The following is a 12,250-nucleotide window of genomic DNA, read 5'->3' as shown; positions in this document are numbered from 1 at the left end:
CGCCTCCGCGTGGCAGGCGCAGCTCTTCTCGCGTGTCACCGAAACCCTCCTCGGAGAGGTCCGGGAGACCTCCGCGACCCGGCCGGCAACCGTGCAGGGCGGCTGCGGAGTTGCCGGCGGGCGAGCGCCCGGGGTCGGGACGTTGGCTGGCCGGCGCACCTCTTCACTCGGCCGTGCTCGCGAGCGCCGGCTCAGTCCGGGTGCTGTCTGTCGTGACGCCAGACTTCCGAACCGTTCTCGGCTGCGGGCGGGGTCGGCAGGATCCGCCCGGCTCACCCCCTCGGCAATCTCAGACAGTCACAGCCGGCAGACGGTGTCGTCGTCCGGCGTTTCCAGGTCGATCAGGTAGGCGGAGGCGATGTCGTCGACGCACGCGTTGGTGCCGGTCGCGACGATCGTGTGCTGTTCGCCTTCGACGGTGAGCATGGTGCCGCCGAGCGCGTCGGCAAGGCTGATGCCGCTCTCGTACGGGGTGCTGGGGTCGCCGGTGATGGAGACGGTCAGGGTCTGCGGCAGGCCGTCGATGTCATCCGCGTACGGGTAGCCGAGGGTCGGCTCGACGGGCCAGAACTCGCAGCCGTCGCGGCTGCCCTCGCTCAGGTCGATTCCCGGGTCCATGAAGGGAGCGGCGTCGAAGACCGCGGCACGCAGGTCGGCGGCTTCCGCGGGGGTCTTGCGGTCCTCGTCCATGCAGTTGATGGCGAAGTTCGCTTCGGAGAAGTTGTTCCACCTGCCGTCGGCGGAACGGCCCCCGAAGGAGCGGGCCAGCGCATGGAGGGTGTCTCCTCGTCCGTCGTTCTTCAGCTCGGCGATCCCTTGGATGACAGCCGGCCAGGCTTCCTCGGAGTAGAGGCCGACGACGACTCCGCCGGTAGCCGTATCGAAGTCGAGCTCCCCGTCCTCGCCGGCCGGAACCGTTTCGTCGAGCAGTGGGCGGATGAGGCTCTGGAACTCCTCGGTGGCAGCGTCGGGGTCGGTGCCCAGCGGGCACTCGGCCTCGGCGGCACAGAACTGCGCCATCTGCTCGAAGGAACGCTGGAACGCGCTGTAGGCGCCCACGCGGAGTCCGGCAGTGTCCTGACGCGGGTCGATGGCGCCGTCGAGGACCATGGCCCGCACCCGGTCGGGGAACGTCTCCGCGTAGACGGCGCCCAGACGCGTGCCGTAGCTCTGCCCGAGGTAGCTGAGGCCGTCGTCCCCCAGAAGGGAGCGGAGCACGTCCATGTCTCGGGCCACATCCCGGGTGCCGAGGCCGGCGAGCGCGTCCCCGCCACCGGAACCTTCGGCGCAGCGCTCGACCAGGCGTCGGGTGTCCTCCTCCGTCCACTCCACCACGGTGCCGAGGTAGGAGAGCGTGTTGTCGCCGCTGTCGGCTTCCGCGTCGGAATAGCAGTCGACGGCCGGCACGGACGCGCCGACGCCACGCGGGTCGAAGCCCACGAGGTCGAAGCGTTCGGTGATCGGGCTCTGCGCGAGCGCCGGGGCGGTGACCGCGGCTTGGACCAGTCCGGAGCCGCCCGGGCCGCCGCCGTTGAGCACCAGCGAACCGATCGGCTCACCGCGCGCCGGTACGCGCATCAGGGCGATCTGCGCGGTGTCGCCGTCGGGTTCGTCGTAGTCGAGCGGCACCTCCATCCGAGCGCACTCGAACGCGTCGTCCGAGGTGAGAAGCGTCTCCTCGTCCCCGGTCGTCGCGTAGTCGGCGCACCCCTCGAACGAGAGCTCCTGCTCGTAGAAGCGCTGCAGCCCGGCCGGCTGCTGATCGGACCGGTCCTGGTCCTCGCCGCCCGAGGACGGCGACTCCCCGCCGCAGGCCATGGTCAGCAGAAGGGGCGCGACTGCCACGAGGGCCAGCGCCCGCGGGCGGATCTTACGAGTCGGCATGAGCTCCTCACTCTTCGGGGCGGCTCGCCCCTTGCTCAGTGGATCGTCGGTTGAGTAAGGGGACACTCGGCCCCGGGGGCAGACTCAACACCCCAGGGATGTGGCGTGAGTCACAGGTTTGAGCCTGGCGCCGGCCACGGGCAGGTCGTGCTGGTGAAGACGATCCTGACCCGGAGTGTCGCACCTTCTGCCCTCTCTTTGCCGCCCGCCGACCCAGGCGAGGAGCTCACGGTCTCCGGGCCGGCGACGGCGCGTACCGCGATCTCGTACACCGCCCGCGCCGAGGACTGCGTCGAGAAGCGTGACACGGCGGTCAACACCCAGGTCCCCGGCACCGACACCGTCCTGTACGCGCCTTTCGCCAACGCGAACGGCTTCGTCGTCTGCGAAGGGACGGTCGCGTACGGCCAGATGTACCCCGGTGGCATCTGACGACTCGCCGGAACCGGCCTCCCCTCGGCCTCTTCGGGCGAGCGGAGGCCGGTCCCGTTCCGCGTCCCGCGATCACCGGCCTCTGCCGCTCCTTCCCCGGAAGCAGTACGAAACCGGTTGACGTCGCGTGCTCGGTCGGCCGACGACCAGTGGCATTGCGAGAGCGCAGCTCCGGCACGCGGCGGCTGTTCGGCCGGGGCGCGTACCGGTGTGCTCGGTGCCGTGCGAGGGGAGCGGGGGAGCGGCTGTCATCGGTCCTGTGCCGACCACCCTGCTTCTCACCCGGACGAGTACGCAACCCCCCGCTCATAGCCGGTCTCGGGGGTGGCGCTCAGCCTGCCGCGCCAGGCGCGGTTCCGGGCCTTCGTTGTCCGGACAGTCGGCCCGCCGGCGTGCGAACCGCGAAGGTCCGGGCGGATCGAGCGCCGTGTCCGGGGTGTCAGGTCCGGCCGGTGATGGCTGCGGCGACCCTTCGTCCGCTGCGGAGCGCGCTCTCGACGTAGCCGCAGATGATCTCGGTGTGTTCTCCGGCCAGGCGCAGCCTCCCGTAGGGCTCGCGCAGGCGCCGGAGCGCGTCGAGGTCGCCGGGGCCGTGGACGGAGTAGGTGCAGCCGGATTCGGGTTCCTGGCTCCACCAGGCGGTGACCGGGACGCCGTCCGGTGGCCCGGCCTCCGGGAACAGTGCGCGGACGGTGTCGAGGATCTCTTCGGTGGAACGCGGGCGGTAGCTGTAGGCGGTGAGGATCCCCGCGCTGCCGGGCTGGTCCTGGGGGGCGTTGTCGTACAGGAACTGGAAGGGGCTGCCCTGGGCGCGGCCACTGCCGAGGACGGTGTCGCGTCGGGCGGGGGTGGGGATGAGGAGCTTCCCGCCGTGTCCGTGCTTCTTGCTGGGCACGAAAACCTGCGGGGTGATGCGGATGTGCTCCAGCGCCGGCAGGGGCAGGGCGAGGACAGCGTGGTCGGCGCTGAGGTGGTGCTGGTCGGTGCGGACCGACACGCCTCGGCCGTCGTGCTCGATACTGCGGACGGGTGTGCCGAGGTGGATGCGGTCCTCTCCGAGGTCACGCGCCATGGCGTCGGTCAGTTCGGCGGTACCGCCCTGGATGCGGTAGGCGGTGTCGGTCTCCAACTCCACCGACAGAGCCAGGCTCAGTTCGGAGAGCTCGTCGGGTTCGACCATGTAGTCGCTGCGGATGTACGCGGTCAGCCAGCTCCTCTGCTGCCAGGACAGCCCGGCGGTCGTCATCCAGTCCTCGGCGCTGCGCCGGTCCATGGCGCGCGCGACGGGGTCCCGCCAGGGCCGCTCAAGGTCGGTCAGACGGCCCTTGAGCGCGCTGAGAGCGGACCACACCGCGGTCGCCTCCTCGGATGCGTCGTCGTGCAGCGATCCGTCGACGAGCAGCCCCTGGAGGCCGGTGTCGGGGCGCAGGCGCAGCGCGTAGCGCTCCGCGAGCCCGCGCGCGGTGTGGTGTTCGGCGTTGATCCATTCGGCGCCGGCGTTGGCGATCCGGCCGTCGGGGAACCGAACGGTGTGCACACGTCCGCCGACGCGGTCGCGTGCTTCGAGGACCGCGACGTCGTGGCCGGCGGCGGACAGGTCGAGGGCTGCCATCAGCCCGGCGGCGCCGGCGCCGATGATGATGACGTCCTTTGTGGGCATGGGGGCGGTCTCCATACTTCCTGAGGAGGGGGTCGGTTCAGCGGCAGGCCCCCGGAGGTCGGTGGCGCTGTTCGGCGGGAGGCCGGCGGGCGGGGTCGGGGACCGAGGTGGCGGCTCGGTCGCCGTCCGGGGCCAGGTCCGGTGCGTTGGCGGTGTGCCGGGAGCGGCGGAGAGAGAAGTCGGGTGGCGCGGGTTGTGGCGGCGGGCGCCGCCCCCGGGACGAGCCGGAGCCCAGGGGCCGCGGACGGCGTCCGCTGGCGTCAGTGGCCCTTGGTCAGGTCGAGGTCCTTCGGGGTCAGGGTGAAGACGACGACCACGGATGCCAGCATGACCGCGGCTCCGATGACGCCGACGAGGGTGAGTCCGTCGGTGAAGGCGGCCTGGGCCTGAGCGGCTGCGGCCGCGCCTGCCGCGCCCAGGTCGGACAGCACGTGCAGGGCGCCACCCAGCGATTCCTGCGCCGTGGTCACCTGGGTCGGGTCCAGCCCGGCGGCCGTCAGGTCGGCGGCGGGAAGTCGGGCGCGGTACAGAGCCGCCGCGGCGCTGCCGAGTACGGCGACGCCGAGGACGGCACCCAGTTCGTAGGCGGTCTCCTCGATGGCGGCAGCGCTGCCGGCGTGTTCGGCCGGGGTGCCGGACATGATGATCGCCGAGGCGATCGCCAGCGAGCCCATGCCGGCACCGAGCAGGGCCAGGAAGACCGCGACGGGCCCGTAGCCGAGCGGCTCGGGGGCCAGGGCCAGGATGGTGAAGCCGGCGCTCGAGAGGGCCAGACCGCCCACCAGGACGGCGCGGGCACCGATGCGCTGGGCCAGGTACGGAGCAAGTGGCGAGACGACCGCGGCCGCGATGGCCAGCGGCAACAACCTGACGCCCGCCTGGAGCGGCGACAGCCCCTGCACCAACTGCAGCCACTGCGCGGCCAGCAGCAGTGCCGAGCCCATGGCGAGCGTGGTGAACAAGGCGGCCAGTGTGCCGGCAGTGAAGGAGGGGATGGCGAACAGCCGTACGCGCAGCAGCGGGGAGTCGCTGTTGCGGCAGCGCATCACGAACCAGGTGAGCAGGGCGAGCGCCGCGAGCAGTGTGCTGAGCGCCATGAGGTCGGCAGGGCCTTCCTTGGCAATGCGTTTGATGCCCCAGACCAGGGCGACCATGCCGGTGATGGACAGCCCGGTGGCCAGAGCGTCCCAGCGGCCCGGGCGCGGGTTGCGGGCCTCGGGAAGCAGGAGCACGCCCGCCACCAGAGCGGCCGCCATGAGCGGCACGTTGATCAGGAAGGCGGCGTGCCAGGAGAAGTGCTCCAGCAGCAGCCCGCCCACGATGGGGCCCACCGCCGCGCCCAGCGAGGCCACCGCCGCCCAGATGCCCAGCGCCTTGGCGCGTTCGGCTGGGTCGGTGAACAGGCTGCGGATCATCGACAGTGTGGCCGGCATGATCATCGCGCCACCCACACCCAGGAGGGCGCGTACGGCGATGACCATGGGCGGGGACTCCACCACCAGGATCGCCAGCGAGGCGGCCCCGAAGATCGCGAAGCCGGTCAGCAGCATGCGTTTGCGACCCCAACGGTCGCCGAGCGTGCTCATGGTGACCAGCAGCCCGGCCAGCACCAGGGCGTAGATGTCGACGATCCACAGCTGCTGCGCGGCGGTGGGCGACAGCGCGGCCGATATCTCGGGCAGGGCGACGTTGAGGATCGTCATATCCATGACGACCACGAGCAGGCTCGCGGCGAGCACGCCCAGAGCGGCCCAGCGCCGACGGGGCGAGAGGTGGTCCGCGGTGGGGCCCGGCGCCTGATCGGTCTGTGTCGGACTCACGGGTTCTTCTCCGGAAACGCGTTCATCAGTGCGGCGATGGCCGTGCACAGCTCGGCCTCGCCGGTGGGACGTTCGGTGATCAGGGTGTGCAGGACGACGCCGTCCATGTAGAGAGCGGTGGCCTGCGCTGCGGCCGGCGAGGTGTAAGCGGAGAGGATGTCCGTCATGCCCTCGATCCAGCGCCGTGCCAGCGGACGCATCTCGGGCTCGTACACCCCGGCGTGGTACAGCACGTTCTCGGCCTGCAGCAAGGAGTGGTCGCTCAGATAGGCGGCGAACTTCGCGGCGATGCCTTCGGGGCGGCCACCGCAGGCCTCGAGGGCCTGTGCGGTCTCACGCAGGTCCTCCTCGGTCCGGGCGACGAGCACGTCCAGGGCGCTGGTGCGCAGGTCGTCCAGGGAAGTGAAGTGGTAGGTGGTGGAGCTCAGCGACACCCCGGCCCGCTCGGCCACCCTCCGGTGAGTCAACGCCTGGTAGCCGTGGTCGGCCATCTCCTGTGCCGCGACCTCGAGCATGGTGCGCCGGCGCCCGTGGGGGTCCTTGCGGCCGCTCACGGCCGTTCTCCACGCCGGTGCACTCCGCTGATCAGCAACCTCATGCGTCACTCCCAAGAAGTAGTACATTCGTACTGTACAAATGTACTGCACGGGATGCGGGCTGCGAACGTGGCGTCGACCACCCCGGGTCACGGTGGTGAGCTGGTTCGTCGGCGATGCCGATCAGGTGCCCCGTCGCGATGCTCGCGGATCGCGTACGGACACGCGTTGCTGCCGGCGGTGCTCCCCGGGGGGTGCGGCTGTTGTGCCTCGCACCTGGGGGACGCGGGGTGGTGTCCGGTAGGTGGTGACAGCTGAGATGTATGGCCGTGTGATTCTCCATTCAGATCAGTTGACAGTGTTTCGAGGGCTGTGCCAGAGTCCCGGATGTCAGCTGCTGTTGGTGAGTGTGCATCAGGTCATTCATCTCAGCTGATAGTCCGGGGATCAGGGGGAGAGTTCACGTGCGCAATCCGTACCGCTTCGCCGTCGCAGATCAGGACTTCTACTCCCCGCTGCATCTGGCTGTCGACCCTTCCGGCGAGCTCCGACCCGCCGCCGTCCCGGACGGCTGGGCCGAAGGCCGCCGCGGCGTCTGGACCACCTGGATGCCGGCCGACCGGCCCGTCGCCGAGTGCGGGTGGAAGGTGCACGTGGCCCCCCGCGCGGACCGCCTCGCCCCGGTACTGGAGCGCGCCGCCGCTGTCTGCTTCGACCTCGGCATCGGCTTCAAGCACGTCACCTCCCCGCTGCTCCACCGAGTGCTGCACCAGAAACAAGGCGCCCGCGAACAGGTGGGCAAGTTCCTCGCCGCCTACCCCGACGACGTACCCGCCGCCCGACGGCTCATGGAGCGCCTCGCCGCCGAACTCGACGGCGAGGAGGGCCCGTACGTGCTCTCCGACCGCCGCTTCGGCGACCGCGGCATCGTCTTCTACCGCTACGGCGCCTTTCGCAGCAGGCAGCTGCTGCGCGCCGACGGCACCACCGCCTCCACCGTCCGCGACGGCGCGGGCCGGCTGGTCGAGGACATCCGTCGCCCCTCCTTCCGGCTGCCCGAGGGCATCACCGACCCCTTCCGCGCCGAACAGCCCCCCGCCGGCACCACCGGCGCCACCGCCCACACCCTGCGCGGCTACACCTTCGAGCGGGTACTCCGTTTCACCACCTCCGGCGGCACGTACCAGGGCCGCGAACTCGCCACCGGGAGACAGGTCTTCATCAAGGAGGCCCGCCCGCACACCGCGGTCGGCCCCGACGGCCGCGACGCCTGCGCACGGCTCCGCCGGGAAGCGGAGACCCTGCGTCTCCTGCACAGAGCGGACCCCGGACTCGCCCCCGAGCCGCTGAACTGCTTCCAGGAGTGGGAACACCTCTTCCTGGTGACGGAGTTCATCGAGGGAAGCAACCTGATGACCTGGGGCGCCCGCCACAACCCGGTGATTGCCGCGCTCTCCGGGGCCGAGGAGATCACCTCCTACCTCGCCCGCGCCGAACGGCTGATCGCGCGCATCGAATCGGCGGTCAAGCGACTGCATGCCACAGGACACGTCTTCATCGACGTCAGCCCTGGCAACGTCCTCGTCGACGAGGACGACCACCCCCGGCTGATCGACTTCGAAGCCGCCAGCCCCACAGCCGGCCCGCTCACCGCCATCACCACCCCCGGCTTCACCCCGCCCGCCGCCCTCGTCGGCGACGACCCCACCGTCTTCGACACCTACGGTCTCGGCGCCCTGGTCCTCTCCCTGGTGATGCCTCTGCACCAGGTCCTCCAGCGCGACCCCGGCATGCTCGCCCACCTCAGAGCCGACCTCCAGCTCCGAGCCCCCTTTCCCGAACCACTGTGGGAACGCCTGAGCCGCTACCACACAGAGGACCGCGTGCCGCCCGGCTCGGTGGCTCTGCCCACGCCCGCCGAGGTCGCCGCAGCGCCGGCCGCCGCCCTGGCCACTCTCCGCGACCGCACCGCCGATGGCCTGCTCGCTCTCGCCGGCCGCCGTGACGAGCGCGTCTTCCCCACCGTTCCCGAAGGGCTGCTCAGCAACGGACTCAGCGTCATGTACGGCACCGCCGGCGTGCTGCACGCCCTTCGCCGGGCCGGGCGCACCGCCCCCGACGAGGTGCTGCAGGAGTTCCGCCGCGAAGCGCTGGCGTCCCCCGGAGCCCTGCCGCCCGGGCTGCACACCGGACTGGCCGGGGTCGCCTGGGTCCTCGCCGACCACGGACTGCTCGACGAGGCCACCACCCTGCTGGACACCGCCACCACCCACCCGTTGCTCGGCACCGACGCCACCCTCGCCTCGGGCGCCGCAGGCGTCGCCCTCGCCCACCTCGCCCTGCACGGCCACACCGGCGATCCGCGCCACCTCCGCCGGGCCGGCGAACTCACCGCCGCCCTCGCCACCGCACCCGACCTCATCCCGCTGCTCGGACCGGACGACGCCACCGGACTGCTGTACGGGCGATGCGGCATCGCTCTGGCTCTCCAGCAGTTCGCCGCCGTCAGCGGCGAGTCCGCCCCGCTCCGGGTCGCGGTCCGCCTGCTGCACGCGGAACTCGACCGTGACCCCGACCCCAGCGCACCCACACTGGCCTTCCCGGTCTCCCGTACGGACCCCCGGGTGCTGCCCTACCTCTACAGCGGATCGGCGGGGATGACCCAGGTCGTCACCCGCTGCCTGCGCCACACCGAAGACGACCGTCTGACCGCCGCGCTGCCCCGGCTCACCGCTCGTCTCGGCCACCGCTTCACCGCGATGACCGGCCTCTACCAGGGGCTGTCCGGACTCGGCCTCGCGCTCAGCGAGCACGCCCACCTCACCGGCGACCCGGCCACCGCCTCGGCCGCCCTCGACGTCGGCCAGGGCCTGTTCAAGAGCGCCGTCCGCCATCCCGAGGGCGTCCGCTTCCTCGGCGACCAGATGCTCCGCTTCAGCGCAGAGCTGTGGAGCGGCTCGGCCGGCGTCCTGCTCTTCCTCGCCCAGCTGCTCGCCCCGGCGCCCAACCCGTTCTTCACGGTCGACGCCGACGCCCCAGCCGCGCGCCGCGGCTGAAATCGCCGGGCGCCGCGCCGTTGCGCGGGACGGCCCCGGCCCCTCGAGTGTCCGGGAGACGCGGTGGTCCCCACCCGTCCCCCGGCAGTTCCCCACAGGTCCGGCGCGGAACGACCGCGCCGGTGACGAGAGGAGAGGCCCATGGAGGCCCAGAACACCGTTCTCGCCCTGCAGGACATGGTCGAGCAGCACAACGAGACCCAGCCCGGCCTCGGCGGCAGCTCCGTGAGCCTGTTCCAGTGCGCCAGCGACTGGAGCTTCGTCGCCTGCTGAAACCCTGCGGCCCCGGGCGGCGGTACGCCGCCGCCCGGGACCGCCGGCAGCGACGCACCCGCCCGACGGCCCCCGGCCGGCCGGTCAGAACGCAGCGGCCGCGCCCCGCGCGGACGGGGAGGAGCAGCAGTGGGAGAGGCAGTACCCGTGGACCGTCCCCGGCAGGCCGTCCGAGCCGTCCGCGCCCGCGGCGCGGACCCTGCGGACCCCCGCCCCGAGGCCGTACTGGACACCCTTGCTGCCGCACAGCGGAACGGCGGCTCGGTCCTGCTGGAGATCGCCGGCGACCCCGGTCTCGGCAAGACCCGGCTGCTGGACGGACTCGCCGCCCGCGCCGGCCACCGCGGCCTGCGGGCGGTGCGGCGTCCCGCCGGCGCCGTGCCCGGCGTCCTCAACTGCCTCGACGACCTGCACCGCTTGGCCGGTGCCTCCTGGGACCCGGTGCACCGGCTGCTCGACCGCAGCCCCACTGTGCCCACGGTGGTCGCCTGCGCCGTCCGTCCCCGCCAGCTGACCGCCCGTCACACCCTCGCGCTGACCGCGGCCGACCCGGCCTGGCACACCGAGCGGATCACCCTCGGACCGCTGAGCCCCGCAGAGTTCGACCCGCTCCTGCCGGCCGCCACCTCCGATCCGCGCCGCGAACGGCTCTACCGGCTAACCGGGGGCGTCCCCGGCTGGCTGCCGCTGCTCACCGGACTTCCCGACGCCGAACTCCGCGAGCTCACCCAGACCGGACGCTTCCGCGGCCCCCTTCCCGCCGACCCGGGAACCGCACTGCGCCGTGAACTCGCCCAGTTGAGTGCGGCTCAGCTCGCCGTGGCCCGCGCCGCGGCCGTTGTCGGTGACACTTTCGACCCCGCCGTCACCGCCGCAGTGTGCGGCCGGGACACCGAGGCGGTCCTCGGCGAGCTCGACGCCCTCGCCGCCCTGGACATCGTCCGTGCCGAGGCCGACGGGCCCTGCTTCCGCTTCCGCCACACGCTCCTCGGCGCGGTCATCCACGCCCGGACCCCGCCCGGCTGGCGCCTCGCCGCACACGCCCGAGCGGCCGACGCCCTGCTCGGCGCAGGCGCCACACCCACCGACCGTGCCCCGCACCTGGCCCGCTCGGCCACCCCCGGTGACCACGCGGCAGTCGCCGTACTGCGCGCGGCCGCCGACCACGACCTCCCCGTCGCCCCCACCCGTGCCGCACGCTGGCTGGACGCCGCGCACCGGATCGCCCCCGGGTCAGGCGACGCAGCGGCCCGTCGCGCCGTGCTGCTCGACCGCTACCGCGCCGCGGAACGCGTCGGCCGCCTTCGGGTATGCCGCGAACTCCTCCCGGAACTGAGAGTGCTGCTGGTGGAGGCGGACCCCGCGAGCTGGGCCGAGGTGGTCACCCTGCACGCCGCACTGGAGCAAGGAGCCGGCCACGGCCCGGAGGCCCGCGCGCTCCTGGAGGCCGAGCAACCCGTGCTGCCCGCCGGTGCCCTGGACGCACCGCTCGCAGCTCTCGCCGCCGAACGTGGCGACTGCGCCGCGGTCACCGCACTGCTGCCGAACGGTCCGCACACCGAACCGCCCGGCCCATGTCTGGACACCGCCGCCAGCGAGGCACTGGCCGCCGCGCTGGCCGGAGAGCCCGCGCCGGACGCGGCCCACCGCGCCGGGCAGCTGCTGGAGCGGCTCGGCGACGCGGCGCTCGCCGCCCGCCTGGACACCGCGGAACGGCTTGCCCGTGCCTGGCTGCACGAGCAACGGTGGGCCGACGCCGAGCGCCTTCTCGGCCGCGCGGTGCGGGCCGCCGAACGGTGCGGCCGCAGCGGCCGCCTGCCGATGCTGCTGACCGCCCGCGGTCGAGTGCTGCTCGGCCTCGGCCGACCGGCGGACGCTGTCGCCGCCGCCCGGACCGCCGGCCTGGCCGCCTTCGACGTGGACCGACCCGACCTCGCAGTATCCGCCCACGACCTGGAGCTCCTCGCCGCACGGTGGACGCGCGGCCCCGGTGCGGGCCAGGCCACCCACGACCACCGGTGCGGACCGGAGACGGCCGCTCTGATCCGCCTCGCCGAAGCGCTCGCCGCACCGGGCGGACCGGAGGAGCACACGCCCGGACCGCACGAGAGCGACCGGTACGCGGCCGGAGGCGCAGTGCTGCTGGAGTGCGCCGCCCGCCTGCTACGGGCCCGTGCCCACCTGGCCGCGGACCGGCCGGCGGACGCGGAACGCGAGACGCACCGCGCGAAGTCCCTCGCCGAGCGGACCGGCTCCCCCTGGCTCACCCGACTGGCCGCCGACCGCCAGCGCGCCCTCGGCGCCCGCCGCCGGCGCCGCGGACCGGAGCTCTCCGGCCGGGAGCAGGAGATCACCGACCTGGTCCGACAAGGCTTGCCCAACCGAGAGATCGCCGCAGCGCTGTTCGTCTCGGTCAAGACGGTCGAGACGCACCTCACCCGCATCTTCCGCAAGGCCGGCGTCCGCTCCCGCGCCGAGCTGACCGCCGTGCTCGCCGCAGTGCGCTGACCGCACGCGGCCCAACAAGCCGCTCATCGCCCACCCCCACGAGCGACATCGGCGCCGTCTCCACCACCCCGACCGCGGCGA

The 12,250-nt window shown here is 72.8% G+C and carries 8 protein-coding genes; 4 read left to right on the top strand and 4 right to left on the bottom strand.

Annotated features, from left to right (window positions below; genetic code table 11):
* Nucleotides 1-297 precede the first annotated feature (297 nt).
* A complete protein-coding gene (locus tag HCN56_RS02590) occupies nt 298-1,884 on the bottom strand; it encodes an alpha/beta hydrolase (protein WP_209312268.1) in 1,587 nt (528 codons plus the stop codon).
* A gap of 105 nt (nt 1,885-1,989) precedes the next feature.
* Here HCN56_RS02590 and HCN56_RS02585 point away from each other — a divergent pair, with 105 nt between their 5' ends.
* Complete coding sequence (locus tag HCN56_RS02585) at nt 1,990-2,316, top strand: hypothetical protein (protein WP_167967792.1); 327 nt, start codon at nt 1,990-1,992, stop codon at nt 2,314-2,316.
* Between the two features lie 439 nt (nt 2,317-2,755).
* Here the strand turns inward: HCN56_RS02585 and HCN56_RS02580 are convergent, their stop codons facing one another.
* The 3 genes from HCN56_RS02580 to HCN56_RS02570 form a co-directional block, all read right to left on the bottom strand.
* Nucleotides 2,756-3,976: a flavin monoamine oxidase family protein gene (locus HCN56_RS02580; RefSeq protein WP_167967791.1), complete on the bottom strand. Its 1,221-nt coding sequence runs from the start codon at nt 3,974-3,976 to the stop codon at nt 2,756-2,758.
* Nucleotides 3,977-4,236: 260 nt separating this feature from the next.
* On the bottom strand, nt 4,237-5,796 hold the full coding sequence (locus tag HCN56_RS02575) for an MFS transporter (RefSeq protein ID WP_312871008.1): 1,560 nt from the start codon (nt 5,794-5,796) through the stop codon (nt 4,237-4,239).
* Complete coding sequence (locus HCN56_RS02570; protein ID WP_167967790.1) at nt 5,793-6,350, bottom strand: TetR/AcrR family transcriptional regulator; 558 nt, start codon at nt 6,348-6,350, stop codon at nt 5,793-5,795. Before HCN56_RS02570 ends, HCN56_RS02575 begins: the two co-directional genes overlap by 4 nt.
* A gap of 446 nt (nt 6,351-6,796) precedes the next feature.
* On the opposite strand from HCN56_RS02570, the gene lanKC reads away from it, so the two are divergent.
* From lanKC to HCN56_RS27155, 3 genes are all read left to right on the top strand, one after another.
* On the top strand, nt 6,797-9,388 hold the full coding sequence (lanKC, locus tag HCN56_RS02565) for a class III lanthionine synthetase LanKC (RefSeq protein ID WP_167967789.1): 2,592 nt from the start codon (nt 6,797-6,799) through the stop codon (nt 9,386-9,388).
* A gap of 141 nt (nt 9,389-9,529) precedes the next feature.
* Nucleotides 9,530-9,661, top strand: a complete 132-nt coding sequence (locus HCN56_RS02560) for a SapB/AmfS family lanthipeptide (protein ID WP_167967788.1) — start codon at nt 9,530-9,532, stop codon at nt 9,659-9,661.
* 129 nt (nt 9,662-9,790) lie between these two features.
* The gene (locus HCN56_RS27155) at nt 9,791-12,169 is read left to right on the top strand and encodes a helix-turn-helix transcriptional regulator (protein ID WP_167967787.1); all 2,379 of its coding nucleotides are present in this window, start codon (nt 9,791-9,793) and stop codon (nt 12,167-12,169) included.
* Nucleotides 12,170-12,250 lie beyond the last annotated feature (81 nt).

Source organism: Streptomyces lonarensis, from assembly GCF_012033735.1.
Taxonomy (GTDB): domain Bacteria; phylum Actinomycetota; class Actinomycetes; order Streptomycetales; family Streptomycetaceae; genus Streptomyces; species Streptomyces lonarensis.
The sequence above is the reverse complement of the archived record's forward strand: the minus strand, read 5'-3'. Positions and strand labels throughout refer to the sequence as shown.

Coding starts and splice junctions, on each gene's coding strand:
- HCN56_RS02580 (WP_167967791.1), bottom strand. CDS start 3,976: ATGCCCACAAAGGACGTCATCATCATCGGCGCCGGCGCCGCCGGGCTG.
- HCN56_RS02560 (WP_167967788.1), top strand. CDS start 9,530: ATGGAGGCCCAGAACACCGTTCTCGCCCTGCAGGACATGGTCGAGCAG.
- HCN56_RS02590 (WP_209312268.1), bottom strand. CDS start 1,884: ATGCCGACTCGTAAGATCCGCCCGCGGGCGCTGGCCCTCGTGGCAGTC.